Below are 26,426 nucleotides of genomic sequence, written 5' to 3' on the forward strand. Positions count from 1 at the left end.
ATGATGTCTGTTCTGAAATATAAGTCTGCGGCACTCAAATCCGCCGTTTTGGGATTAACGGTGGTGGCAACGGCGTTTGCACCCATCAGTGCGGCTCTGGCGCAGGCGGCTTCGGAATGGCGCGATCTGAATGCCGAAAACACGCTCGTCATTGATACGAACAAAGGCCGCGTGGTCGTTGAAATGTATCCTGAACTGGCCCCGGCTCATGTCGAGCGCATGAAGACGCTGACGCGTCAGGGTTTTTACAACGGTCAAAAATTCCACCGCGTGATCGAGGGCTTTATGGCTCAGACCGGTGATCCGCAAGGCACGGGTGAGGGCGGTTCAACCCTGCCTAACGTCCCCGGCGAATTTACCATTCGTCACGGTGCTGATTTCCCGATGGTGACGGCATCGCGTCCGCGTGGTTCTCAGATCGGCTATCTGGGTGCCATGCCGGTGCAGTCGCAGGTTCAGGAACTGATCCCTATTGCCAAGGACGGCAAGGTTCACGCCTGGGGGCTTTATTGCTCCGGCGTGCTGGGTATGGCGCGGGCCGGTGACAATAATTCGGCCAATTCGCAGTTCTTTTTGATGCGCTCCTATAATGCGGCGCTGGAAAAGCGCTACACGGCCTTTGGCATGACGGTGCAGGGTCTGGATGTGGTGCGTAAGCTGAAACTCGGTGAGCCGCCGGTTGACCCTGATACCATGACCAAGGTTCAGATCATGGCTGACATTCCCGAAGCCGACCGTCCCAAGGTCAAGGTTATGAACACCAGCTCAAAAGCCTTTGCCGACCTGATCGAAAAGACTCGCAAAGAAAAGGGCGCTGATTTCTCCGCCTGCGACATCACGGTGCCAACCAAGGTCGAGTAATCAAAAAAGCCCCTTCACTCAGGTGAAGGGGCTTTTTTATACCGTTTTATGTGTGCCCGGTTTGCGGCGGCGTCTATGGCGTGTTTTCTTCTTGATCATCGACAGCAACAGCCCTTCGCGCAGGCCCCGGTCGGCGACACGCAGGCGCTGCGAGGGCCATAAGTTCTGCACGGCCTCAAGCAGGGCGGCCCCCGCCAGCACCAGATCGGCGCGATCCTTGCCGATGCACGGCTCATATTCCCGGCCTTTTTGGCCCAGTTCCAGCAGCCGATTAATCACGGCCTTGCAGTCGTCATGGGTCATCCACAGGCCGTCCACGCGCGACCGGTCATAGCGTTCCAGCCCCAGATGCATACCGGCCAGCGAAGTGATCGCGCCCGACGTGCCGATCATATAGGTCTCGCCATTGAAAAAGTGCTCGGTCATGCCGTCGGCATCGCGAAATTTTTCCAGTTCGGCCTGAACATCCGCCACCATGGCCTGAAACCAGACCTTGGGATCGCCGTCCTTGGGCTCCGGGAAGCGTTCGGCCAGATTGACCACGCCCTTGGGGATCGACAGCCAGCATTTCGGCAGCGGGTGATTTTTGATCAGTTTCAGGTTGCCGGTCGTGGCTATATCTTTGGGCGGGGTGTACTGGCTGAGGTCCAGCCACGAAATTTCAGTCGATCCGCCGCCGACATCCATGACGATGGCGGCCTTGGCGGGAGTATCGAGCAGGGAGGCGCACCCAACGACGGCCAGCCGGGCTTCCTCTTCAGGGGTGATAATGGTGAGCTTAAGGCCCGTTTCACGCTCGACGCGGGCGATAAAGTCGGCCCCATTCCCCGCCGCGCGGCAGGCCTGAGTGGCGACGGCCCGGATTTTCACGACATTGCGGCGCTTGATCTTCTCGGCGCATTGCCGGAGGGAGGCCATCGCCCGCTCCATCGCCGCCGGTTGCAGGTTGCCGGTGGAGGATACACCTTCGCCAAGGCGGACGATGCGGGAGAAGGCTTCGACAATTTTGAACTGGCCGTTCTGAAAAGACGCAATCATCAGCCGGCAATTATTGGTGCCCAGATCAAGAGCCGCGTAATTGGCTATATCGGATGCCGCCGCTTGTTGCGCTGAGCCACGCCGCCTGCGTTTCAACCCCTCAGAACGTCTAGCCGCACCCGGATTTTCCGAGGCGGAGTTCAAAGCTTTGCCGGAGGCCACAGGCCGTCCGCTATGGTCAGAGGGAGCCTTTGTCATGTGGCTCATACCCCGCTTTTTTATTGTTATTTTATGTTTCGGGTGAGGTCGAAATGACGCGATATCGTTACATCATCTCCACATGCACCCACTTCGCGAAAACACTATCAACCAAGGGGAGAAGGGGAAAGGCCTTTTTGAATATTCGCGCTAAAACATGAAGGCGGCATGAGGCGACCACGGACGAATCGCGCTTATGAACAGGGGCTAATTCAATTATGCATTTCTCCGGCAATCCGGATCAGGGCGGTGAACCGATGACGTATCAGCGAAGCGCAAAATTTGATATAGGTCAGGTTGTCGTGCATCGTCTGTTCGATTTTCGCGGCGTCGTGTTTGATGTCGATCCGCAATATCTGGATGACGAAGAATGGTGGCAGGCGATCCCGGAAGCCGTGCGTCCGGAAAAGAACCAGCCCTTTTATCATCTGCTCGCGGAAAACGGTGAAAGCTGTTACGTCGCCTATGCCTCAGAAGGCAATCTGGACGCCGATGACACGGGGGAGCCCTTGCGCCACCCGCAGACCGATCTGATTTTCGATCGTTTTGAAAATGGCCGCTACCTGCCCAAGATACGGCTGGCCAATTAACCGAATTAGATCAGGTTTATTTTGTGTCCTGCGGCCCCCATCGAATTCCTATAAATGCTGTCATATAATATCAGAAGAGAACGGTTAGACTCATCTGCGCAGTTGACCCTATTTAAAATCGTGTCAATGCTACCACAGTGATTGATTTGCGATTTTTGGGTGATGCAATGTTGCAACAGTGTTTCAAGGCAGAAAATACCTTGCAATCGCGTGCAACGGCGGAGCCCTTTGGGGGGCGCGGTGGCGCTACCGGATCGTATCGGACTACGGATTTTTTGCTGCGGAGATTTTGTGAGTTGGTGAGCTCTCTGGGACTCGAACCCAGGACCCTCTGATTAAAAGTCAGATGCTCTAGCCGGCTGAGCTAAGAGCTCACTCTCCTCATGGCCGACCAAGTACCGGTCAGCGAGAGGGACTACATAGAGAGGTGTGACTGATTACGCAAGCACATCATCTTTATTTTGACGCAGTTTTATTGGTTTATGGCGTAAAAGGTGTGGAGGCTTTTCAGTGAGCACTGAATTTTCCTTGGGCGCGGGCCGCAAGATAGGGATCATTTCCCTTGTTTGCATGGGCTTTACGTCGTTGGGTATGACGGCATGTGCGTCCAAGCCCAAGGCGGGGGAGATGTCTCTCGTCGAATCAAAACCTGTCTATGCTCAGGCTGAACCTGAGAAAAAAGGCAAAATCGGCTCGACCATGAAAAAGAGCGCCATGGATGTGGGGGATGGTTTTGGCGATGCGCTGGCCGCACCCCTCGAAGACCTCAATCTGCGCCGTGACGATATTCCGGCTATTTTGATACGCGCTTCCACCAAAACCTATGACCTGACCGGCATGGAACGCTGCGAAGGGATTGCTGCCGAAGTCCGGCGTCTGGATGAGGTTCTGGGCGATGATTTCGATGAACCGCCACCCCCGGAAAGCGATATGACGGAAAAGAGCGGTCGCGCCGCGACCAGCTATACTCTGGGGGCTGTGCGATCCGCCGCGCGCGATATCATCCCGATGCGCGGCCTGGTGCGTAAAATTACCGGTGCGGAAAAGCACCAGAAATCTATTGATCGTGCCGAGCAAGCCGGGATTGTCCGTCGCGCCTATCTCAAAGGGATTGGCTTGAACAAGAACTGCGCACCTCCTGCGGCCCCTTCGTGGTTCGTGCCCGCCGTCATGCCGCAAATGGCCGAGGATGTGGCCCCGCGTGGTCGGCGCGCCGATGTTATTGAGGCTTCGGACGTTGTGCGCACCTCGCCGACGGCACGGCGCTCGAATAAATAGGCTATGCCTTATCGCGCAGGTGGGTTTCGCGAAACCACGCTCTGAACTGAGCGAATTCGCCTGCGGCAATGGCGGTTCGGATTCTTATCATCAGCGCCTGGAAAAAGGCGGTGTTGTGCCACGACAGCAAAACCTGCCCCAGAATTTCCTCAGACCGCATCAGGTGATGCAGATAAGCCTTTGAATAGTCACGGCTGGCCGGGCAATCGCTGGTCGGATCAAGCGGGGTGTCATCCTCGGCAAAGCGGGCGTTTTTGATATTGATCGGCCCTTCCCACGTCCAGACCTGACCGTGACGGCCGGAGCGGGTCGGCAGGACGCAATCGAACATATCGACCCCGCGCGCCACCGCTTCGACCAGATCAATGGGCTTACCGACCCCCATCAGGTAGCGCGGGCGATCCCACGGCAGGATCGAGGCACAGTAATCGAGCGTGTCGCACATGGCCTCATGGCCTTCGCCGACTGCCAGACCGCCAATGGCATAGCCATCAAAGCCGATCTCCAGCAACCGATCTGTCGATTCGCGGCGCAGGGCCTCAAAGGTCGAGCCCTGCTGAATGCCAAACAAAGCCTGAGTGTCGCGGGTGCCGAATGCATTTTTTGACCGCTGACCCCAGCGGGCTGACAGTTGCAGGGCCTTTTGGGCGCGGGCCTCATCGGCAGGGTAGGATACGCACTCATCAAGTTGCATGACGATATCAGAACCCAGCAGATCGGCCTGAATTTCAATGGAGCGTTCAGGTGATAGGATGTGGCGCGATCCGTCGATATGGCTCTGGAAGGTGACGTTATCTTCGGTAACCTTGGAAATCTGCGACAGGCTCATGACCTGAAAGCCGCCGGAATCGGTCAGGATAGGGCCATCCCAGCCCATAAACTTATGCAACCCGCCCAGCCGCTTCACCCGCTCCGCCGTCGGGCGCAGCATCAGGTGGTAGGTGTTTCCGAGGATGATCTTGGCATGGCTCTGGCGCACCATATCGAGCGTCAGGGCCTTCACAGTCGCGGCGGTGCCAACCGGCATAAAGATCGGGGTCGGTATATCGCCGCGCGGGGTTTTTAATACGCCGGTACGGGCCTGACTATCACTGGCCGTCAGTTCAAAGGGAAAAGCTGTCATCGCGCGTCAATACCGGAACGATTGGCCAAAAGCGAGGTATCACCATAGGAAAAGAAGCGGTAACCGGTCTCAACCGCGTGGGCATAGGCCGCTTTCATGGTCTCATAGCCTGAAAAGGCGCAGACCAGCATGAACAGGGTCGATTTCGGCAGGTGGAAATTGGTCATCAGAATGTCCGCTGACCGGACCCGCACGCCGGGGGTGATAAAGATCGAGGTTTCATCGGCAAACGGATGGATCACGCCGTCATCATCGCACGCGCTCTCGATCAGCCGCAGCGCCGTGGTGCCGACGCAGATTACGCGGCCACCATTGGCGCGGGCGGCGTTGATCTTATCGGCCACCGTTTGGGTCACCTCACCATATTCGGCGTGCATTTTATGGTCGCGGGTGTCGTCTACCTTGACCGGCAGAAACGTGCCGGCCCCGACATGCAGGGTGACCTGAGCGATCTCGACGCCTTTGGCGGTCAGGGTCTCGAGGATGGCGGGCGTAAAATGCAGACCGGCGGTCGGGGCCGCGACGGAGCCCTCGGAGGCGGCAAAAATGGTCTGATAATCGGTCTTATCCTGCTCATCTTCGCTGCGTTTTGAACGGATATAAGGTGGCAGGGGCATGCCGCCGATCTTATGCAGGCGGGTGCTCATGTCTTCGGCGCTGTGGTCGAACGACAGGGTGTAAAGGCCGTCGTCGTCCTTGGCCGTGGCGATGGCGTTTAAGATCGACGCGCTGCCCTCATGGCCAAAGCTGACTATATCTCCCACTCTTACGCGACGGCCCGGCTTGATGAAGGCCTGCCAGATGACGGGCGACAGGGATTTGATCAGGGTGGCTTCGATATCCACACACTGGCCCTCGCGGTTGCGCTGACCGTGAAGTTGCACTGGTAGAACCCTGGTGTCGTTGACAACCAGAATATCGCCGGGGCGAATGAGGCGGGTCAGATCGGCGACATGATGATCGCCGATCTCGCCATTTTCGTCCACGGTCATCAGGCGTGCGCTCTCCCGCGGCGTGGCAGGGCGCAGGGCTATGGCGCTGTCGGGCAGGTCGAAATCAAATTGAGATACCAGCATGCCCGCTTCAAACAGGCAAAGCGACCAAAGGTCAAGAGGCCAGCTTGGGGTCCGTAGCGTTTCGCATGGCCTCCAGCCATTGTGTCGCCTCGGTCAGCTCATTGAACGTGCGCACGATCCGCAGAGGTAAGCCCGCCTCATAGGCCTTTTGGCGGGCATGTGTCAGGGGGTCTGCACTGACGATAGCGGTAAGCCTGCCCGCATCCCGGCCGCGCGCGGCCTGATTCCAGGCGCGGGCCATCTGCGCCAGATCATCCAGAACGACAACCCCTTCAAACCGGCGCATATCGAATAAAGAGTCGTAGAGCCAGGGCTGTTCGAGGGATTGAAACTGGGCCGCAAGTGTATCGGCTATCGTCTTTGAATCCAGATCGCCAAAGTATTTCACCGTGATCATCCGGCGGGCATCATCAACATCAAAGACAAGACGCGCACGGATAGACATGGCGGCGATTTTTCCTGAAGGCGCTTAGGCATAGGTTACAGGATGGATACTAAGAGGAACTCATTAAGTCTTTATTGACCTAAAAATTGGCCGCAAATCTGAGTTCATCGGCCATTTCATATTCGGGCAGTTCGCCCTTTTCGACCCACGCCATACCTTCTTCGAATTCACGGAAAGTATAAATATTTTTATTGTTAAATGACGAGCGCACATTGCCGATGCGGGCAAAGCTGACCGGATTGTGGGTGATTACAGCGCCACGCATGACGTTATGATCCTCACCGGCCATAGCCTGCCAGCGTTGCCGCAGATCATCGATATGGCTTACGTGCATTAAGCCATCGTGGCGGCGCATATCCAGAATGCGGTGGTATGTCCAGGGCTCGTTTAGCGCCGCATAGGTCTTCATCAGGGTATCAACGATTTCAGCACCGTCTACGTCCCCTAGCACTCTGAACACAATGATCTTGCGCTCTTCGTCCAGCCGTACCGTAATTCGCGATCGTATCGCCATGACCGGTTGCCCTCTGGTTTAGTCCCTATGGATGTCAACTATAGCTGTGGACCTTTAATGAATGATTGACTGTGGCCGGCGTTCAAACGCCAAAAAGCGCACCGCCGCGGAGCGGTGCGCTGAACCGGCTGGATTTTACATCAGTTAAGTGACGTCAGCGGCGACGCGGAAGGACACGATCTTGCCCGGTGCGCGCGGCGGCTCACCCTTGGGCAGGGCATCGACATGTTCCATGCCCGACGTGACCTGACCCCAGACCGTATATTGGCGGTCAAGGAAATTGGCATCGTCAAAGCAGATGAAGAACTGGCTGTCGGCGGAATCCGGGTTCATCGAGCGGGCCATCGAGCAGACGCCGCGTACGTGCGCTTCATTCGAGAACTCAGCCTTAAGCTTTTTGCCGGAGCCGCCATAGCCCTGACCTTCGGGATCGCCGCCCTGCGCCATGAAGCCGGGGATCACGCGATGAAAGACGATGCCGTCATAAAAGCCTTCGCGGGCCAATTCCTTGATGCGGGCGACGTGGTTCGGCGCCAGATCAGGGCGAAGTTCAATGACGACTTCGCCAGATTCGAGGGTCAGAATGATGGTGTTTTCGGGATCAGCCGACATGGTGCGTCCTCTTGGAGTATACAATTGCGCCCCTCTTAGGCCATTGCGGTGGCTATTTCAAAAAGTAATTTAACGTCAGGCCATTTTGCGGCGGCGTAAAAAGCGCTATAGCCCTGCCATGAACGATAAAAAAACGCCTGAAGACGCCCCCGAAGCGCGCCGTAAAATGGTCAAGCCCCCGACCGGCGGCAATCTGTCCGGTCGTAACAAGGGTCACACCGCCGTCAAAACGGCTAAGCAGCGCACGGAATCCTCAGCCAAATGGCTGGAGCGGCAATTAAATGACCCGTTCGTGGCGCGGGCCAAGGCCGAAGGCTGGCGCTCACGCGCGGCATTCAAGCTGACCGAGATTGATGACCGCTTTAAGCTGCTGCACCGTGGGGTGAGGGTGGTTGATCTGGGCTGTGCGCCCGGTGGCTGGGTGCAGGTCGCCAAAAAGCGCGGCGCGGCCCATGTGGTCGGGGTTGATCTGCTGCCGGTCGATCCGGTGCCGGGGGCTGAGATCATTCAGGCGGATTTCACCGACCCGGAAGTTGGCCCACGCCTGATGGAGATGTTGGGCGGTAAACCTGATCTGGTGCTGTCGGATCTGGCGCACAATACGGTTGGCCATAAGCAGACCGATCACCTTAAGATCGTCGGCCTGATTGAGATGGCGGTTGATTTTGCGATTTTGAACTTAAAGCCCGGCGGCACTTTTGTGGCCAAGGCCTTTCAGGGCGGTGAAACCCATGCTGTGCTGGATATCCTTAAGCGCAATTTTACCGAGGTGAAGCACATAAAGCCCAAGGCCAGCCGTCAGGGTTCGTCCGAAACCTTTATCGTGGCGATGGGGTTTAAAGGATGAGACGGGTCAGCCAGTGGTTACCTCTGGTCTTGCTGGCGATCTCACTTATCGGACTGTTGCTTTATTTTCGGTTTAGCCCGGTAATCGCCAGAGATGTTTGTCTCGATGGCGGTGGACGTTGGATCAATAGCGCGTGCGAAGGCAGGCGCCCACACGGCTGATCGTTAAATTTTAACGGCTTTGGGGAAATAGCCCGAGATTTTTAAGCGTGCGCGGTGGCGTTCCATCATGGCCCCAAACACCCGACCGGCGAACAGCGGGCGCAGGCGATACGACAGCCAGACAAGGCCTTTGGCGATTTGGTACTGCGTGGAATGGCTCATGACGGTGGCCTTAGTGAGGGATGGACATTTCACACTACCCCGAAGTGATTAAGGCAGCCGTTATAAGCGTGGTTAAAAACGTCTTATTTTCTAGGCCAGGCTAACGGCACGCAGACTTATTAGATGGGCGCATAAAAATTTCATTCAAGCCCTTTACCTATTGCGGCGCTTGGCTTAGGAACAACCCGCAAAATGGAGAGTCCGTAATGGAAATACGCGAAGGCTTAACCTTCGACGACGTTTTGCTGGAACCCGGCCCGTCAGAGGTCATTCCCACTCAGGTCGATACGAAATCTAAATTCACCCGCTCGATCAATCTCAATATCCCGCTGGTGTCGTCCGCGATGGATACGGTTACCGAAGCGCGTCTGGCGGTGGCTATGGCGCAGGTCGGCGGCATGGGAATTATTCACCGCAATCTGAGCGTAGAGCGTCAGGCCGAAGAAATCCGCGAAGTTAAGCGTTTTGAGTCGGGCATGGTCATCAACCCGATCACCATCAATCCTGAAACGACTCTGGCCGAAGTTCGTGACATCATCGCCCGTCGCGGTATTTCCGGCTTTCCGGTGGTCGAGCGCGGCACGGGCAAACTGGTCGGTATCCTGACCAACCGCGATATCCGCTTTGAAAGCGATAATTCCAAAATCGCCGCGCAACTGATGGTGCGTGAAGGACTGATCACCCTGAAAGACGGCAGCGTTCAGCAATCGGTGGCCCGTCATCTGATGGCCGAGCACCGGATTGAGCGTATCATTGTGGTCGATGACGCTTACCGCGCTGTCGGCCTTGTCACCGTCAAGGACATGGAAAAATCGCAAGCCTATCCCAGTGCGGCCAAGGACGATGCCGGACGGCTTTTGGTCGGAGCGGCGTCCACGGTTGGCGATGCCGGGTTTGAGCGTTCGATTGGGCTGATCGAAGCCGGCGTGGATGTAGTCGTGATCGACACGGCCCACGGCCATTCCATTCTGGTCTCTCAGGCCGTTGAGCGCATCAAGAAAGCCTATAATCACGTTCAGATCGTGGCCGGTAATGTCGCGACCTATGACGCGACCCGTGCCCTGATTGATGCCGGTGCGGATGCGGTTAAGGTCGGTATCGGGCCGGGCTCAATCTGCACCACCCGCGTGGTGGCTGGCGTCGGCGTGCCGCAGCTTACCGCCATTATAGATTGTGTGCGGGCCGCCGAAGGTACCGGCGTGCCGATCATCGCCGACGGCGGCATCAAGCTGTCGGGCGACCTGGCCAAGGCCATTGCGGCGGGTGCGTCTACCGCCATGCTGGGGTCGATGTTTGCCGGCACCGAAGAAGCGCCCGGTGAGGTCATTCTCTATCAGGGCCGCTCCTACAAATCCTATCGCGGCATGGGTTCGGTCGGGGCTATGGCGCGCGGCTCGGCCGATCGCTACTTCCAGAAGGATGTGCAGGACACCATGAAACTGGTGCCCGAGGGGATCGAAGGACAGGTGCCTTACAAAGGCCCGATCGCGCCGGTTGTTCACCAACTGGTCGGTGGTTTGCGGGCGTCGATGGGTTATGTCGGCGCGCCCGATATTGCGGAGTTCCAAAAGCGGGCGCGGTTTGTGCGCATCACCAATGCGGGCCTGCGCGAAAGCCATGTCCACGACGTGATGATCACCCGCGAAGCTCCAAACTACCGCCAGTAGCGTATCAGACAGGGCCATCATAAAGGTGGTCCTGAACCTGTACCGGAGCCGTCCATGTCCTATGAAGTGTTTATTCTTGCCTATGCCGTTATCCTGGGCCTGATCCATCTGGTGATCACGGCTCTGGCGGCGCGTCGTCAGGAAGGTAATCTGAAATATGCGGCGGGCCCGCGCGATAAGCCGTTTGAATACACTGGCATGGCGGCGCGGTTGCAGAGGTCGTTTGCCAACTTCAAGGAAACCTTTGTTTTCTTTGCTGTCATCATTATATGCCTAGCGCTGAGGGGCCGCTCATCTGAGCTGTCGCAAATCGGCGCCACGGTCTATCTGGTGGCGCGCACACTCTATATTCCGGCCTATGCCTTTGGCTGGCCGTTTCGTTTCGCGATCTGGCTGGTGTCGTTTTTTGCGATCGTTGCCTGTCTGATCGCCTTGTTGATTTAGGACATTATGACCCCTGCCGCCCGATTAGCCGCCGCTGCTGACATTCTCGACATCCTCAAAGGTACGCGCAAAGCCGCCGAAGAGGTTCTGAAAGATTGGGGCCGCAATCACCGTTATGCGGGCTCAAAGGATCGCCGTGCCATTGCCGATAAGGTCTATCAGGCCCTGCGTGCGCGCGAACACTTGTCAGTTGCAATGGAGTCTGATTCCGGCAGGTCATTGATTTTAGGGGCTTTACACCTGCTGGATGGGGTTTCACTTGATGAGATCGACCAACTCTATAACGGTGAAGGCTATGCGCCAGCCGCGCTGTCGGTTGCTGAACGCAATCAATTGATTGCCAGTGAGGGGGATGCCTCGCAAGGGACGCAAACCGGCCTGCCGGCCTTTGTCGCCGAACGCCTGAAGACGGTTTATGGCGACGACTGGCTGACCGAGGCCCAAGGTCTGATGCAGGAACGGGCCCCGATTGATCTGCGCGTCAATGGTGACCGTGAGCCGATACGTCAAGGGCTGGAGATGCTGGGGTATAAGCCTGAGTTGACGCCCTATTCAGCGTTTGGTCTGCGTCTGCCCGCCGATCCGCCGCCCAATGTACGCGCGTTACCGGCGTTTAGTCAGGGCATCATTGAAATTCAGGATGAAGGTTCACAACTGGCGGCGTTTCTGGCGGGCGCTAAACCCGGTATGACGGTGGTTGATTACTGCGCGGGCGGGGGTGGCAAGACCTTGGGGCTGCTGCAGGCGATGCAGGCACCAAATGGCAAGACGTCTGGCGCTCTGATCGCGTCTGACATTGAAAAGACGCGCCTGAACAATATCAAGCCGCGTTTGGCACGGGCCGGGCTTGAGGCCGAGTTTCGTCAGCTTGGCGCGGCCGGTGAGGGGCTGGAAGACCTTGAGGGCAAGGCCGATGTGGTGCTGGTCGATGCGCCCTGTTCCGGTTCAGGCGTATGGCGCAGACGGCCGGAAACCGCCCATAAACTGACCGAAGAAGAGGTTGTACGTCTGCATGAATTGCAATCTGCAATTCTTCGTCAGGCGTCGCGTCTGGTAAAGCCCGGTGGGCTGCTGGCCTATGTGACGTGTTCTGTCCTGCCGGATGAGAATGAGATGACGGCGGATCGGTTCGAGGTCGATCATCCGCAGTTCGCACCGCGCACCATTGCCGACGCGGTTAAGGTGCCTCAAATTACGCCAGCGGGCGGTGACGCCCTTGTCAAAATCGCCCAAGCAACAGATACGCGCGGCCATCGCTTACGCCTGTCGCCCGCCAAGTCCAATACTGATGGTTTCTTCGTCTCGCTCTACCAACGGAAAGCTTAAACACCATGCACCACGAAAAGGTTCTGATCATCGACTTTGGTTCGCAAGTGACCCAATTGATCGCCCGCCGGGTGCGTGAATGCGGCGTCTATTGCGAAATCCATCCCTTTACCAAGGCGGCTGAGGCGCTGAAAAACGTGCAGCCCAACGCGGTCATCCTGTCGGGCAGCCCGCACAGCGTTGTTGATGCTGGGCCGACGGTTGATAAGGCCTTGTTCGATATGGGGCTGCCGGTGTTTGGCATCTGCTATGGCGAGCAATTGATGTGCGATCTGCTGGGCGGTAAGGTCGAAAGCGGTCATCACCGTGAATTTGGCCGCGCCGAGATCGAAATCACCACATCGTCGCCGATTTTCAAAGGCCTGGACGCCAAAGAGACCGTGTGGATGAGCCACGGCGACCGCGTGACGGCCATCCCTGATGGTTTTGAGGTCATCGCCGTCTCTGAGGGTGCGCCATTTGCCGCGATTGCCAATGAAGACAAGCGTTTCTACGCGGTGCAGTTCCATCCGGAAGTCGTGCATACCAAACGCGGCACCGACATGATCCGCAACTTTTTGTTCGAGATCGCGGGCCTCAAAGGCGACTGGACGATGGCGGCGTTCCGTCAGGAAATGATCGAGAAGATTCGCAAACAAGTCGGCACTGGCAAGGTTATTTGCGGCTTGTCGGGCGGGGTGGATTCGTCGGTCGCCGCCGTGCTGATCCATGAAGCGATCGGTGAGCAACTGACCTGCGTGTTCGTCGATACCGGCTTGCTGCGCAAAAACGAGGGCGAGCAGGTCGTGACCCTGTTCCGCGATCATTACAATATTCCGCTGATCCATGTGCAGGCGCAAGATAAATTCCTTGGTGCACTAAAGGGCGAGAACGACCCTGAGAAAAAGCGCAAAACCATTGGCCGCCTGTTTATCGAGGTCTTCGACGAAGAAGCCGCGAAAATTGACGGCGCGGAATTTCTGGCGCAGGGCACGCTTTATCCCGATGTGGTCGAAAGCGTCTCGCCGCACGGTGGGCCATCAACCGTCATCAAATCGCACCACAATGTCGGCGGTCTGCCTGACTATATGAAGCTGAAACTGGTCGAGCCGTTGCGCGAACTGTTCAAGGACGAAGTGCGTGCTCTGGGCAAAGAACTGGGCCTGACCGATGCCTTTGTCGGTCGCCACCCGTTCCCTGGGCCGGGGCTTGCCATCCGTATCCCCGGAGAAGTGACGCCGGAAAAGGTCAAAACCCTGCAAGACGCCGATGCCATCTATCTTGATGAAATCCGCAAGGCCGGGCTCTATGATCAGATCTGGCAGGCCTTTGCGGTGTTGCTGCCGGTGAAAACCGTCGGCGTCATGGGCGATGCCCGCACCTATGAGGACGTGCTGGCGCTGCGGGCCGTGACCTCATCGGATGGTATGACGGCGGATTTCTATGAGTTCCCGTGGGCCGTGCTGGGGCGCTGCGCCACCCGCATCGTCAATGAAGTCAGAGGGGTCAACCGTGTCGTTTATGACGTGACCTCAAAGCCCCCCGGTACCATCGAGTGGGAATAAATCCGAGCACTTTCTTGCGCCTTGATTTGCTCTCTATTGTGATATAAATATTTGATTTTCAATAGAAAAATTCACAATTTATTGCTTACTTTTGAACCCTCATCCAATCGCGTGACAGCGTAGGAGCGGTATGTCGTCAGCTTGATACCGCCAGAAATTGAATCTACCGTCACGGCATTAAGGGCCGTGACGGTAGATATATTTCGGTCCATCCGACCGCCGCCCTCCGTAGTGCGGATTGTTTGAGGTACAATATGCCGACGCGTAGACAATAAACGAGTGTTTACAGGTGATGCTTCGAAAAAAAGATGGGCAATATATTTCAAGACCAGATTCCGCATTTTTTGATCGACTTGAGAAGATAATCGCAAAAGCCGACTCCCTTGGGCTCTATGTTATTTTGTTACCGACATGGGGGGATAAGGTTACCGCCCCTTGGGGCACCGGGCCTGCGTTATTTCGCAATGACAACTTACCGGACGTCAAAGCGTACGGACAGTTTCTGGGTGACCGCTTAAAGCCCTACGACAATGTCATCTGGATGCTTGGCGGCGACAGGTCTCCCCGTATTGAAGAGGGGAGCGATACTAATGACAAAGTCATGGCGGCGCGCAATAATCTCGGAAAAACAATTGATTGGACACCTGTCTGGAGCGCAATGGCGCAAGGCATAGAGGCCGGTTACGGTAAGCGGGCTTTGATCGGCTACCATCCCCAAGGGGCTGCTAGATCAACCTCGGTTGTTCTCGCTGATCAGGCATGGCTTGATTTTAATGGTATGCAGAGCGGTCACGGCGGGGGGCGCGATTACCCCGTGTGGGAGCTTGTCCATCGCGATTTCCATCTTCCCACCGCGAAACCTACCATGGATCTGGAGCCCAATTACGAAGATCATGCCTACAACCCCTGGCCGCGCTGGGATGCCACTACGGGTTTCTACGATGATTATGATGTTCGCAAACAGGTATATCGTTCGGTATTCGCCGGAGCTGCTGGCGTAACCTATGGACACAACGCCGTATGGCCGTTTGTCGGATCACGCAACGATGTCACTAATTTAGCGACTATGGATTGGGTAAGCGGGATGCAGCGCCCTGGTGGGCGCCAGATGGGATTTTTGCGGTACCTGATGCAGTCAAGGCCTCAAACAGGTCGCATTCCGGACGATAGCCTTGTGGTAAGTGATCTCGGTCAGGGCAAGTCCCGCATCGTCGCTACCCGCGACAAGGCGGGTCGTTATGCGATGATCTATTTCCCCCAATATGATCAGGAGGCCACTGTAGACTTGATGAAATTGAATGGAAAGACACTCAGGGCATGGTGGTTCGATCCTCGCTCAGGCGTTGGGATTTTAATCGGCACAGTACCCAAAGAGGGGCGATATACCTTTCGAAGTCCTCCTCACGGTCCGGATTGGGTTCTGGTGCTCGACGACGCAGATGCCGGTTTTGTGCCGCCCGGACTATAGTGGAAGCATAGGGTGCGCCTACTTACCAACTATATCATCAACAACGTCGCCAATTAGCTGATCTGCCATCGCTTTGTCGCTGATCACCCGCGATAGAACGACGGCGCCGACCATCTCTGCAAGGATGGCTGAGGGCGTGCGAACGCCAGTCGCGGCGGGACGGACAGCCAGAAGTGTCCCAAGCTGATCGAGATATTCCTGTATGTTGTCCGTGAAAACCTGACTTAAAGCCGGGTCATCCCGGCGCGCAGCGTCGGCGGCAAGGGCCGGAAGTATACAGCCGGTGCCGGGATCGTCGCGATGGATCGAAGACACATAGCGCTCAATGACTGCCCGGAGTGGGTCTTGCGGCCTTTTCGACAGCTCATCGATGATCACGGCTTTCGACTCTGCGATCGCCCGTTCGCTGGCTTTGACGGCCAGTTCGTCCTTTGACTCGAAGTGACGATAAAATCCGCCATGTGTCATCCCGGCGGCTTTCATAATATCGGCCACGCCAATGCCGTCAAAGCCGCGTTCACGTAGTAAGCGCGCCGCCGTATCAATGACCTGCTCACGGCTTTCCAAGGCTTTTTCTCGTGACACTCTCATCTGTGCTTGTCCTTTCTGGTCGGGCCTCGCCAGCAGACCAACTTGGCCTGTTTCGGAGGTATGCGTCCACACATAGTCAAAAACGCGCTTGACAATTTAGATTGTAAATATCATCTATCATAAAAGATGATAATCATCATCTAAAATATGCGCAGCGTCGTTTGCCTCCATCTGAAGTCTAACCAGCGCCGGACACCTAAGAAAGAAACGAAAATGGCCTTGTCTAAAAAAGTACACCGCGACAAAACGGCCTTCATTACCGGTGCGTCGAGCGGCATCGGCAAGGCCGCAGCTCTGGCCCTGTCAAAGGCCGGTTATCGGGTGATCGGCACCAGTCGAAAGGCGACCCCTAATGAGGTTCGCGAGGGTATCCGGATGATTGCATGTGACGTGACCTCTGATGACTCCGTCGCTGCGGCCATTGCTCTGGCCCATGCCGAACTCGGCCATATCGATCTCCTGATCAATAATGCCGGTTACGCTGTGTCCGGTGCCGCCGAGGAAAGCTCGATAGATCAGGTGCGTTCGCTGTTCGATACTAATTTCCTGGGCGTTGTACGTGTGACCAATGCGGTTCTGCCGATGATGCGTCAGCAGGGCCATGGCCGCATACTCAACATCGGCTCGGTAATGGGGCTGATACCGGGGCCTTACGGCGCCTATTATTCGGCCAGCAAGCACGCCCTTGAGGGCTATTCGGAATCGCTGGACCACGAAGTGCGTCAGTTTGGCATCCGCGTCGCGGTGATCGAGCCCTGGGCCACCAAGACCTCAATTGAGGCCAATTCGCCGCAGGGCGACCGTCCGGTTGCAGCCTATGCCCAGACGAAGGCTAAATATCAGGCAGCCTTTGATGCGGCGATGGCGGCCGGAGACACGTCGGAAGATGTTGCGGCGACCATTGTGGCGGCCGCCGAGGACAAGACCCCACGGCTGCGCTACCCTTCGGGCAAGGCCGCACGGCAAACCTCTTTTGCGAGGCGCTTTCTACCGCGCGCCCTGTTTGACGCGACCTTGCGCAAGCAATTTGGCATCGCCTGAGATCGCAACACTATTTGAATGGGAGAAAGCGCCATGAGGGCCTTCGTTGTCGATAAATATCAAAAAAAAGGTGCTTTGCGTTTAGCCGAGTTGCCGGAACCCAAAATCCTGGACGACGATGTTCTGGTGCGAGTTCACGCCACGGCGGTGAACCTGCTCGATTCCAAGATCCGGGACGGCGAGTTCAAAGCCTTTTTGCCCTATAAGCCTCCGTTCGTTCTCGGCCACGATCTGGCCGGCACGGTCGTGCGGATGGGCGCTAAGGTTAAAGGGTTCAGCGTTGGTGACGCGGTCTATGGCCGCCCCCGCGACTTCCAGTTCGGTACGTTTGCAGACAGCATCGCCGTCAAGGCGGCAGATCTGGCACCTAAGCCCCGTAATCTTAGCATGGAAGAGGCGGCTTCTTTGCCTCTGGTAGGGCTGACGGCGTGGCAAGCCCTTGTCGAAGTCGGCAAGGTAAAGCCCGGACAGAAGGTCTTCATTCAGGCAGGCTCCGGCGGCGTTGGCACCTTTGCCATTCAACTCGCCAAGCACCTGGGGGCAAAGGTTGCCACCACGACCAGCGCTACGAACGCCGATCTGGTCAGGCAACTGGGGGCCGATGTTTTCATCGATTATAAGACGCAGGATTTCGAGACGGTGTTGTCCGGGTACGATCTGGTACTCAACAGTCAGGACGCCGCCGCCCTCGAAAAATCACTGCGTGTATTGAAACCGGGAGGTCTGGCCATTTCTATTTCCGGCCCGCCCGATACCGATTTCGCCAAGGCTCAGGGACTGAACCCTGTGCTGAAGTTTGTCATGGGCCTGCTGAGCGGCAAGGTCCGCAAGCAGGCGCGTAAGCTGAGTGTCCGCTACGCGTTCCTGTTCATGCGCGCTGACGGTGCACAATTACGAGACATCACGGCCCTGGTCGAAACCAACATCATCCGGCCTGTCGTGGACAAGGTGTTCCCCTTTGAGAAAACCCCGGACGCTCTGGAATATGTCGAAAGCGGCCGCGCCAAGGGCAAGGTCGTCATCACCGTTACACCGGGCGTCTAAACCTAAACCGCCCTCAATCGGGCTCAATCCTGTAAAAAACCAAAGAGATAGTATTATGACTAATAAAGCCACAGTCCTCATTACCGGCGCGTCAACCGGTATTGGTGCCATCTATGCCGATCGTTTCGCACGCCGCGGGCATGACCTCGTTCTTGTTGCCCGCAATAGGGCCAGACTGGACGACGTCGCCGCCCGTTTGCGCGAAGAGACCGGCGTTGCAATCGACATCCTTCAGGCCGATCTCACCAATCTTGATGATCTCACGGCCGTAGAAACACGCTTGCGCGATGACCATAATATCGGCGTGCTCGTCAACAATGCCGGCGGCAACCTGCCCGGAAGTTTTGTAACGCAAACGACCGATGATATTGCCAAACTGGTCGCGTTGAACACGACCGCTGTCGTCCGTCTCGCCAGCGCTGTGGCGCCACGCTTTGCAGAGGCGGGGGAAGGCGCCATCATCAACATTTCATCGGTTGTCGGGCTGGCACCGGAGTTTGCGATGTCGGTTTACGGGGCCACCAAGGCGTTCGTCACGTTCCTGTCGCAAGGCTTAAGTGTAGAGCTTGGCCCCAAGGGCGTTTACGTCCAGGCCGTTCTGCCGGCTGCGACCCGCACGGAAATTTGGGAACATTCTGGTGTAGACGTCAATACCCTGACCGGGGTGATGGAGGTCGGTGATCTGGTGGATGCCGCACTTGTCGGCTTTGACCGTCGCGAGACCGTGACCATTCCGGTGCTTCCCGATGCCGGTCAATGGGAGGCTTATCAGGCGGCGCGTGTGGCCATACTTCCGAACACCCGTCAGTCCGAGCCTGCGGAGCGCTACCTGACACAGGCCTAGATGGCCAAGGTTCGACTTTCCCGGCTACGACCGTTGCATAAACCTCATAGGTAAAACATGACAAAAGACGCTATTTTCGAGCCCTACAATCTGGGCGCGCTCACCCTTGCCAACCGCATTGTAATGGCGCCGCTAACCCGCAATCGCGCCGGGTCGGACTTTGTGCCGGGCGATCTGGCCGTCGAGTATTACAGTCAGCGCGCTTCGGCGGGGCTTCTGATTTCGGAAGCCACTCAGATCTCTCAGCAGGGCCAAGGCTATCAGGACATGCCGGGTATCTACACGCAGGCGCAGATTGATGGCTGGCGCAAAGCCACCGACTCGGTTCATGCCAAAGGCGGTCATATCGTTCTTCAGCTCTGGCATGTCGGTCGGGTGTCGCATGTTGATCTCCAGCCAAATAGCGGTGCGCCTGTCGCCCCGTCGGCCATTCGGGCAGCAACCAAAACCTTCGTGAACAATGGCTTTGTCGATGTTTCGGAACCGCGCGCCCTGAGCCTTGAAGAGATCCCCGGCATTGTCGAGGATTTTCGTCAGGCGGCGGCAAATGCCATCGCCGCCGGATTTGATGGCGTTGAGGTTCATGGCGCGAATGGTTATCTGCTCGATCAGTTCGCCAAGGACGGTGCCAACACCCGCACGGATACCTATGGCGGGTCGGTCGAAAACCGGGCGCGTTTACTGTTAGAGGTTACCGCAGCGGTTGCCGCTGAAATCGGCCCGGACCGCACGGGCATCCGAATTTCGCCAGTGTCGCCAGCCAATGGAGTGGCGGCAAGCGATCCTCAGACGCAGTTCAATTACATCGTTGAGGAACTTGAGAAACTGGGCATCGTGTACCTTCACGTCGTCGAAGGGGCGACCGGTGGTCCGCGCGATGTGGCACTGTTTGACTACGATGCTTTGCGTAAACGTTTCAGCAAAACCTATATCGCCAACAACGGCTATGATCTTGAACTGGCAGAAACGCGCCTCAGCGAGGGCAAGGCGGATCTGTTTGCATTTGGTCGGCCGTTTATCTCAAATCCGGATTTGGTCGAGCGCCTGAAAACCGGTGCACCGCTGGCGGAGCTTAATCCAGCTACGCTATATGGTGGCGGCGCCGAAGGGTATACGGACTATCCTGCGCTCTGACCTTGGTAGATTTTCCTGAGTCATGACTTGGTTTGCTGCAATAACGTGTCACGCCTAAGTCTATAAAACAATATGAGGCCTCTAATATATCTAATTAGGGGCTTCATGTATTTATACCGGCCTAGCAGGTCTGTCTGTGAGTAAGGAATGGGTTTTCGGACATGATTGTTATTTTCCAGCCCATCCAACGCAACTCACTTCTGCATATCGGCAGCATACCAGATATCCGATCGGAATTCGCACATAAGGTGGGGGTGGGAAGCGGCAAATGTCCGCTCCAGAACGGCCGACGTGACGTGATCGTGAATTCAATGATCTCCAAAACCCGGTCGTAGTTCGTCGTGTTCGTCACACCGCGGCATGGTTAATGGCGAACGCTGTTACCTTAAATGCGCGTTAACCATTGTGTCCCAATAGTTATGTGAAGTGCCTAGCGCTACGAACGGCGAAATCCATCAGGGATCAACTAAGCGGCACGAGCGGGAGGGCTACCCCATGCAGCTTCGCGAAAAATTTATGATCATAGGCGCCATGAGCGCTTTACTCGTACTCGGTATGGTCGGGGCAAGTTGGCAGTCAGGCCAACTGGCGAGTGCCCATATGGTCCAGGCCTCGACAATTTCACGGATAACGCAGAGGCACATGGAGGGCGACATGATGCATGACGCCATGAGGGCCGATGTGCTGGCTGCGCTTGTGGCAAATCATCGGGGCGATACCTCTGCACAATCTCAGGCGCAAGCTGACTTTCGCGACCATGCCGTGAAATTCGAGACTAATTTAAAACAAAATCAGGCTGAAGCTTTGCCACTTAATCTCAAGCCGCGTTTCGACGAGGCCTTACAAAGCTTGAAAGACTATCGTCAATCCGGTGACGCCGTCTTCACGTCGCTGGCCGGTTCACATCCGGACATTGATATTTCGGTTTTTGACACGCAATTTTCGACGATGGAGGGCAGCAATGAGTTGCTTTCCAATGACATAGACGTCTGGATGGATGCGACCTCAGCCTTGGCCCGTGCTGACGAAGACCGCATCAGACTGATAGTTATATGCTTGTCCGGACTGGCGGTCGCCAGCGTCGTTGCCACAAGCGTACTGCTGTGGCGGGACATTCTGCGTCCTTTAGCAGGTTTGTCGCACACGATATCTCGTATTGCGGAGGGGGATACGGATACCGATGTGCACTTTGTCGCACGAAAAAATGAAATTGGGGTGCTGGCCCGCGCGACGCTCACGCTCAGGGAAAAAGCCAAAGACGCTTTCCTTGTCAATAATATGGTTCAGTCCATGCCAACGCCAGTGATGGCGGTCGACATCCGCAACGACTTTCGCATTTCCTATGTGAATACGGCCAGCCAAAATCTGGTTGAACAGCTCAAAGCGCATTTCCCCTTGTATAAGGGCACCTTGGCCGGAGAATCCGTCGACATCTTCCACCAAAAACCCGAACATCAACGCCGTATGCTTTCCGACCCGGCTAATCTGCCGCACCGGGCGCGCATACAGCTTGGTGACGAGAGCATCGATCTTCAGATATCTGCCGTGTTTGACCAAAAGGGCCAGTATGCGGGTGCCATGCTGGTCTGGGATATTGTGACGGCGCAGGCGCGTCTCAGCCGCGAATTCGAAGTTCAGGTTCAGGATGTGGTGTCGGGATTGGCGGCATCGGCCATCGATATGTCGCATATGGCGGAAACCGTGACCGGAGAACTTAAGAAAAGCGCTGACCTGGCCGTTTCCGCGTCCTCCGCCGCTAGCCAAACCACCTCAAGCGTTCAAACCGTCGCTGCGGCCGCCGAGGAAATGGCGGCGTCAATTCGTGAAATTTCTGATCAGGTCCAGACCACGAACCGACTGGTTTCCGAATCCTCTCAAAAAGTACTTGATGCAGATTTGGTCGCTCAGAAACTGTCGGGCGCATCAGATCGCGTCACCGAGGTAACGACCGTGATTAGCAATATCTCTAGTCAAATCAACCTGCTGGCTTTAAATGCTACGATAGAGTCCGCGCGGGCGGGCGAAGCCGGGCGAGGCTTTGCCGTGGTGGCCGGCGAAGTCAAAAATCTGGCCAACCAAACCCAGAAATCCATAGGCGAGATTAATTTGGTCATTGATGATATGCGCGGCGCGACCCGCGACATTATTGATGTGCTCTTTGAAATTCGCACTGCCGTTGATGCTATTACAAACGCAACCACATCGGTGGCCGCGGCCGTAGAAGAGCAGGCCGTAACAACGCAAGACATTGCCCGCAACATGGCCTTCGCCGCTGATGGCACACGCACGATAAGCGAAAATCTTGAGCATGTGTCGTCCGCAACCTCCCAAAGCGAAGATGCATCAGCCCATTTGCTTGGGTCCTCTCAGGCTTTATCGAAGCAAACCGACGTCCTGAATGGTCGTGTTGCGCACTTCCTGGATCGTCTAAACCGGTCCGTGCAAGGGGGGTAACTACCTTTTACAAGATCGTAGACGCGCATGAATTTGGGAGCCGCGCGCTAACGCCTGTTTTTCACGAATTGAGCCATGCCGCCAGGCCGCAGTCTGCTTTACGCTGTTTACGGCGTCAATACGACAGATACTCGGTGCGGACGAAGCTGGGGACGCAAGCATCAGCGGCAAAAGCAGGCTTAAAAGACGCAATAAGAGTTTCATTTTGAGATTCCTGACTCACTTAGCGCTACCAAAGCAAACCTTACGCCGCGCGAAGTCATCTCCGGTTAACCCTGTTTGTAAACCTTAATCTAGGGCTTTTAGCGTAACATTGATATCTGGGGCGTGACCCCCAGTATCACGGGGACGTTTTATGTTCAGAGCTTCAGCCTTTCGATTGACATGTGTGCTAGTGGCTTTAGCGGCAAGCGGCACGGCCCGCGCTGAGATCGAATATGATGCGGTGCTCACAACCGATCTTCTGCACAATAAGTCAGGCGGCCTGCGTGAAGGCTCACGCGTGATGAGCAATCTTGATTTATCTGCCGCATGGCAAGGCCCGTCAAATTGGGATGGATTTGCCTACGTCCTGGCCGACGCCGGGGGCGGCTTCTCTGAGCGCTACAGCGGCGACGCTCAGGTTGTATCTAATATCGACGCCCCGAAAGGCGTGCGCTTGTTTGAGGCCTGGGTGCGCCGGACCGCAGAAAGCGATCGTTGGTCTGTGACCGGCGGGTTAATTAACCTCAATGGAATCTTTGATGTACAAGAGGCTGGCGCGCTCTTCTTAAATGCATCACACGGCATCGGCCCTGATTATTCCCAGACCGGGCCGTCAATTTTTCCGTTTGCGGCGCTGGGTGTCGTCGGCGACTGGCAAGCGACGGATACTTTGCGTTTACGCGGGGGGCTATTCGATGGCGTCGCGGGCGACCCCTCACATCAGAGCCGTTTTATAGGCATAAAGCTGAGTGAGGCAGACGGGGCCCATTGGGTGGTAGAAGCCGAGCAAAATTTCAGCCGTGGCTATGTCAAGGTGGGGGCCTGGGGCTACACGGCCGAGACGGAGCGTCTGGATGGTTCTGGACCATCACACGCTAATCGCGGTCAATATGTTCAAGTGAAATATGATTTTTATCGCCCCGATCCTGAGAGCGATCGCGGCCTATCAGCATGGCTACGCTGGGGGCAGGCCAACGAGGATGTTCAGGCGATTGAAACCTACATAGGGGGCGGATTGGTGTGGACGGCCCCACTGGCGGGGCGGGATTCCGACGCCGTGGGTATCGCCATCGCCAAGGCGGATTTGGGCACACCTTATGCGGCCGCGCAAGGAGTTGCGCTAAAGCCAGAAACGGCCTTGGAATTAAGCTATCGTTATGCCATTCGCGATGGCCTAAGTGTGCAGCCGGATATTCAATATGTCCAAAACCCCTCTGGCGACCCGGATACTAAGGGGGCTCTGGTGCTGGGCGTGCGCTTGCGCGTAGGGCTTCAGGCGTTCGACTAAAGGCGCCCCGGCGTACTCACCTGTGCTCCGAATTCAGTCGCGATCATTTCCCCTCCAGTACGCCTGCGCCTTAAGAGCCTGTTGCTTGCAATGCTAGATATTGTCTCCTGGACTAAATCGAGTTTAAAGTTAGCTCTGGCACTTGCGATGTCCCCTTTCTTGAGTTCACTGAGGCAGGCAAGAGTCCGTTAATCGGATATTTCGGTATCCTCCAAACGTCCGTATTGCGCACAAAACAATCATATACTTCAGGGCGACTATGACCTGTCTCAGTAGTTTGGATGGTCGCTTAGCTCATTAAGCGTTGACGCTGGGTATTATTGCGTCTAATTCGCAAATCACAGAGCAGTGCTGTTACTCCGGTACAATATGAAGATCTTAGTTGTCGAGGACGACGTACAAACCGCGAATTTCATTGCACGGGGGCTTTCGCAGTCTGGGCATACGGTGGACGTCTCAACAGATGGCGAAGATGGTCTGATTCAGGCGACCCGTACGGCCTATGATGTTATGATTATCGACCGCATGTTGCCGAAATGCTCTGGGCTGGAGTTGGTTCAGGCGGTGCGCAGTGGCCATATCAACACCCCCGTTCTGATGTTAACCGCTCTGTCATCGGTCGATGATCGGGTCGAGGGGCTTGAAAGCGGGGCGGATGATTATCTGGCAAAACCGTTCGCCTTTACTGAGCTTTTGGCACGCGTCAGGGCCCTGCATCGCCGGGCGGCCGCGCCGGGGGAGGAGCTTGCCAATGACATCCATATTGGTGATCTGCATTTCGACCTGTACCGCCGCCGGGTGACACGGGCCGGCCGCCGCATCGATCTAACTCCGCAAGAGTTTAAGCTGCTTGAGTATCTCGTACGGCGACGCGGAGAAACGATTACGAGGGCCATGCTATTGGAAAACTTGTGGGGCTATGATTTCGATCCGCGGACCAATATTGTCGAGGCTCACATTAGCCGCCTGCGTGCCAAACTGGATGTTCCGGGGGGGCGCCCTCTGCTGAGAACCTTGCGCGGATTTGGCTATGTGATTGACGATGCCGATTAACAGCGTCTGGAAGAATCGTATCTGGAAGACGGGCACCTTTCGTCTGGCGGTGATCTTTTCGCTGATTTTCGGGATCGGCAGTGGTGTGTTTCTGGTAATCCTAAACCTCACCATCGTGCGCCTGGCCGAAAGTGAAATTCAGGACGCCCTGCGCCATCAACTGGCCATCATGCGCGCCGACGTGAAGCTTGAAGGGGCCGCCGCCCTGTCCAATGTCCTCAAAGAACATAGCCGCACCGACAGTCTGGGGCGCTACAGCTACCGCGTGGTGACGCCTGCGGGTGTGGTCTTTAGCAATGGCTTAGGCGTTGAGGCCGAAGACATAGATGGTGCCGGTCGCCTTAAAAACAGGGCCACTACTTTGTTGATCATGACCGAGCGTATGCCCGACGGCACCTTTCTGGCGGTCGGGCGTGATACAATGGCGCTGGCGCAACTGCGCACCGGACTGAACCGGGTGGCACTATGGGGTGGTATAGGGTTGGTCGTGCTGTCCATCGGCGCCGGTGCGGTCTCTGGCTATCTGTTCCTGAAACGGCTTGACGGTGTGAATGATACGATCGTCAGGATCATGGATAGCCGTCTGGATATGCGCATACCGGCGATTGGCTATGGCCGGGAATTTGATGAACTGGCGGGCAATCTTAACCTGATGCTCAAGCGGCTGGAAGTGGCGGTGACCTCGCTCAGACAGGTTTCGGCAGACCTGGCCCATGATCTGCGCACGCCGCTTACGCGTCTGCGCTTGCGCCTCGAAACCGCTGAACACTCAAAGCCGGAAGTTCAGCAGGAAGAAATCCGGATCGCCATAGAGGAAATTGACGAAATCCTGCGCTTGTTTGGGGCCCTGTTGCGCATCACACGGGTGGAAAGCGGTGAAGCCCGCCTCAGCGGCGAAACCGTCAATCTGGCTGACGTGGCACGGGAGGTGATCGATGCCTATCTGCCCTCGGTCGAGGATGATGGCCATCGCTTGGAGCTGATAGCGACCGGTGCGTGTGAGGTGTCAGGGGATAAACGATTGCTACGTCAGGTGATGTCCAATCTGATCGAAAACGCCCTGACACATACGCCGGATGGGACCCAGATCATTGTGTCAGTCGCAGGGGGCGCTGATGGGGTTGAACTGACGGTGGCTGACGACGGCCCGGGCATTGCGGATGACTTCAAACCCCACGTTATGAAACGGTTTTACCGTCTGGATGCCAGCCGGTCGCGCGTCGGTTACGGTTTGGGCTTGCCATTGGTGGCCGCCGTTTCCGAAGCCCACCGTGCGACCGTATCGCTACATGACAATGCACCGGGCTTGCGGGTGAGTATCCATTTTCCCCTGGGAATGACGTAAACCCACGTATCCCAAAATTGGTCTCCAAACCTAGTATCGTGCTGTCAACATTACCGTAATGTGACGGAAAGGTT

Annotated in this window: 25 protein-coding genes and 1 tRNA gene; 17 read left to right on the forward strand and 9 right to left on the reverse strand. The window is 56.4% G+C overall.

Going from position 1 to position 26,426, the window contains the following annotated elements:
- Positions 1 to 861 carry a peptidylprolyl isomerase gene (locus IE102_RS13595; RefSeq protein ID WP_302112843.1) on the forward strand — a complete coding sequence of 287 codons (861 nt, stop codon included), beginning with the start codon at positions 1 to 3 and terminating at the stop codon, positions 859 to 861.
- A 36-nt stretch (positions 862 to 897) separates the two neighbouring features.
- On the opposite strand, the gene IE102_RS13600 is transcribed toward IE102_RS13595, so the two are convergent.
- Entirely contained in the window at positions 898 to 2,097 is a 1,200-nt protein-coding gene (locus tag IE102_RS13600) for a Ppx/GppA phosphatase family protein (RefSeq protein WP_189487593.1), read from the reverse strand.
- Positions 2,098 to 2,315: 218 nt separating this feature from the next.
- On the opposite strand from IE102_RS13600, the gene hspQ reads away from it, so the two are divergent.
- Positions 2,316 to 2,687, forward strand: a complete 372-nt coding sequence (gene hspQ / locus IE102_RS13605) for a heat shock protein HspQ (protein ID WP_229807767.1) — start codon at positions 2,316 to 2,318, stop codon at positions 2,685 to 2,687.
- A 297-nt stretch (positions 2,688 to 2,984) separates the two neighbouring features.
- Here the strand turns inward: hspQ and IE102_RS13610 are convergent.
- Positions 2,985 to 3,061: transfer RNA gene (locus IE102_RS13610), tRNA-Lys, on the reverse strand.
- Between the two features lie 253 nt (positions 3,062 to 3,314).
- Here IE102_RS13610 and IE102_RS13615 point away from each other — a divergent pair.
- The gene (locus IE102_RS13615; RefSeq protein ID WP_189487595.1) at positions 3,315 to 3,965 is read left to right on the forward strand and encodes a hypothetical protein; all 651 of its coding nucleotides are present in this window, start codon (positions 3,315 to 3,317) and stop codon (positions 3,963 to 3,965) included.
- 1 nt (position 3,966) lies between these two features.
- Here the strand turns inward: IE102_RS13615 and tgt are convergent, their stop codons facing one another.
- From tgt to IE102_RS13640, 5 genes are all read right to left on the reverse strand, one after another.
- Positions 3,967 to 5,088 (reverse strand): tRNA guanosine(34) transglycosylase Tgt, encoded by a 1,122-nt coding sequence (tgt, locus tag IE102_RS13620; RefSeq protein ID WP_189487597.1) that lies wholly within the window; start codon positions 5,086 to 5,088, stop codon positions 3,967 to 3,969.
- Positions 5,085 to 6,164 (reverse strand): tRNA preQ1(34) S-adenosylmethionine ribosyltransferase-isomerase QueA, encoded by a 1,080-nt coding sequence (queA, locus tag IE102_RS13625; protein ID WP_189487599.1) that lies wholly within the window; start codon positions 6,162 to 6,164, stop codon positions 5,085 to 5,087. Before queA ends, tgt begins: the two co-directional genes overlap by 4 nt.
- Before the next feature lie 31 nt (positions 6,165 to 6,195).
- Entirely contained in the window at positions 6,196 to 6,609 is a 414-nt protein-coding gene (locus IE102_RS13630) for a hypothetical protein (protein ID WP_189487601.1), read from the reverse strand.
- A gap of 79 nt (positions 6,610 to 6,688) precedes the next feature.
- Positions 6,689 to 7,123, reverse strand: a complete 435-nt coding sequence (locus IE102_RS13635; RefSeq protein WP_189487603.1) for a hypothetical protein — start codon at positions 7,121 to 7,123, stop codon at positions 6,689 to 6,691.
- 144 nt (positions 7,124 to 7,267) lie between these two features.
- Positions 7,268 to 7,735 carry a peptidylprolyl isomerase gene (locus IE102_RS13640; RefSeq protein ID WP_189487605.1) on the reverse strand — a complete coding sequence of 156 codons (468 nt, stop codon included), beginning with the start codon at positions 7,733 to 7,735 and terminating at the stop codon, positions 7,268 to 7,270.
- 118 nt (positions 7,736 to 7,853) lie between these two features.
- Between IE102_RS13640 and IE102_RS13645 the strand changes: the two genes are divergently transcribed.
- Positions 7,854 to 8,582, forward strand: a complete 729-nt coding sequence (locus IE102_RS13645; protein WP_189487608.1) for an RlmE family RNA methyltransferase — start codon at positions 7,854 to 7,856, stop codon at positions 8,580 to 8,582.
- A 164-nt stretch (positions 8,583 to 8,746) separates the two neighbouring features.
- On the opposite strand, the gene IE102_RS13650 is transcribed toward IE102_RS13645, so the two are convergent.
- Positions 8,747 to 8,905, reverse strand: coding sequence for a hypothetical protein (locus IE102_RS13650; protein ID WP_189487610.1), 159 nt, complete (start codon positions 8,903 to 8,905; stop codon positions 8,747 to 8,749).
- Positions 8,906 to 9,111: 206 nt separating this feature from the next.
- Here IE102_RS13650 and guaB point away from each other — a divergent pair, with 206 nt between their 5' ends.
- From guaB to IE102_RS13675, 5 genes are all read left to right on the forward strand, one after another.
- The gene (gene guaB, locus IE102_RS13655) at positions 9,112 to 10,572 is read left to right on the forward strand and encodes an IMP dehydrogenase (RefSeq protein WP_189487611.1); all 1,461 of its coding nucleotides are present in this window, start codon (positions 9,112 to 9,114) and stop codon (positions 10,570 to 10,572) included.
- A gap of 54 nt (positions 10,573 to 10,626) precedes the next feature.
- Positions 10,627 to 11,016, forward strand: a complete 390-nt coding sequence (locus IE102_RS13660) for an MAPEG family protein (protein ID WP_189487613.1) — start codon at positions 10,627 to 10,629, stop codon at positions 11,014 to 11,016.
- A 6-nt stretch (positions 11,017 to 11,022) separates the two neighbouring features.
- On the forward strand, positions 11,023 to 12,342 hold the full coding sequence (locus tag IE102_RS13665) for an RsmB/NOP family class I SAM-dependent RNA methyltransferase (protein WP_189487616.1): 1,320 nt from the start codon (positions 11,023 to 11,025) through the stop codon (positions 12,340 to 12,342).
- Between the two features lie 5 nt (positions 12,343 to 12,347).
- Positions 12,348 to 13,886 (forward strand): glutamine-hydrolyzing GMP synthase, encoded by a 1,539-nt coding sequence (guaA, locus tag IE102_RS13670; RefSeq protein WP_189487617.1) that lies wholly within the window; start codon positions 12,348 to 12,350, stop codon positions 13,884 to 13,886.
- A gap of 292 nt (positions 13,887 to 14,178) precedes the next feature.
- A complete protein-coding gene (locus IE102_RS13675; protein WP_189488027.1) occupies positions 14,179 to 15,354 on the forward strand; it encodes a glycoside hydrolase family 140 protein in 1,176 nt (391 codons plus the stop codon).
- Positions 15,355 to 15,372: 18 nt separating this feature from the next.
- Here IE102_RS13675 and IE102_RS13680 read toward each other — a convergent pair whose 3' ends face one another.
- A complete protein-coding gene (locus IE102_RS13680; RefSeq protein ID WP_189487619.1) occupies positions 15,373 to 15,945 on the reverse strand; it encodes a TetR/AcrR family transcriptional regulator in 573 nt (190 codons plus the stop codon).
- Positions 15,946 to 16,158: 213 nt separating this feature from the next.
- On the opposite strand from IE102_RS13680, the gene IE102_RS13685 reads away from it, so the two are divergent.
- The 8 genes from IE102_RS13685 (at position 16,159) to IE102_RS13720 (ending at position 26,352) form a co-directional block, all read left to right on the forward strand.
- Positions 16,159 to 16,986, forward strand: a complete 828-nt coding sequence (locus tag IE102_RS13685; protein WP_189487621.1) for an oxidoreductase — start codon at positions 16,159 to 16,161, stop codon at positions 16,984 to 16,986.
- 33 nt (positions 16,987 to 17,019) lie between these two features.
- Positions 17,020 to 18,030: an NADP-dependent oxidoreductase gene (locus IE102_RS13690; protein WP_189487623.1), complete on the forward strand. Its 1,011-nt coding sequence runs from the start codon at positions 17,020 to 17,022 to the stop codon at positions 18,028 to 18,030.
- A gap of 55 nt (positions 18,031 to 18,085) precedes the next feature.
- Entirely contained in the window at positions 18,086 to 18,874 is a 789-nt protein-coding gene (locus IE102_RS13695) for an SDR family NAD(P)-dependent oxidoreductase (RefSeq protein ID WP_189487625.1), read from the forward strand.
- A 57-nt stretch (positions 18,875 to 18,931) separates the two neighbouring features.
- Positions 18,932 to 20,008 carry an alkene reductase gene (locus tag IE102_RS13700; protein ID WP_189487627.1) on the forward strand — a complete coding sequence of 359 codons (1,077 nt, stop codon included), beginning with the start codon at positions 18,932 to 18,934 and terminating at the stop codon, positions 20,006 to 20,008.
- Positions 20,009 to 20,503: 495 nt separating this feature from the next.
- A complete protein-coding gene (locus IE102_RS13705) occupies positions 20,504 to 22,462 on the forward strand; it encodes a HAMP domain-containing methyl-accepting chemotaxis protein (RefSeq protein WP_189487628.1) in 1,959 nt (652 codons plus the stop codon).
- A gap of 355 nt (positions 22,463 to 22,817) precedes the next feature.
- Positions 22,818 to 23,954: a carbohydrate porin gene (locus IE102_RS13710; RefSeq protein ID WP_189487629.1), complete on the forward strand. Its 1,137-nt coding sequence runs from the start codon at positions 22,818 to 22,820 to the stop codon at positions 23,952 to 23,954.
- Between the two features lie 369 nt (positions 23,955 to 24,323).
- The gene (locus IE102_RS13715; RefSeq protein WP_189487630.1) at positions 24,324 to 25,007 is read left to right on the forward strand and encodes a response regulator transcription factor; all 684 of its coding nucleotides are present in this window, start codon (positions 24,324 to 24,326) and stop codon (positions 25,005 to 25,007) included.
- The gene (locus IE102_RS13720) at positions 24,997 to 26,352 is read left to right on the forward strand and encodes a sensor histidine kinase (protein ID WP_189487631.1); all 1,356 of its coding nucleotides are present in this window, start codon (positions 24,997 to 24,999) and stop codon (positions 26,350 to 26,352) included. The genes IE102_RS13715 and IE102_RS13720 overlap by 11 nt, the downstream gene beginning before the upstream one ends.
- Positions 26,353 to 26,426: the final 74 nt, after the last annotated feature.

Origin of the sequence: Asticcacaulis endophyticus (assembly GCF_014652575.1) — a bacterium.
GTDB lineage: Bacteria > Pseudomonadota > Alphaproteobacteria > Caulobacterales > Caulobacteraceae > Asticcacaulis > Asticcacaulis endophyticus.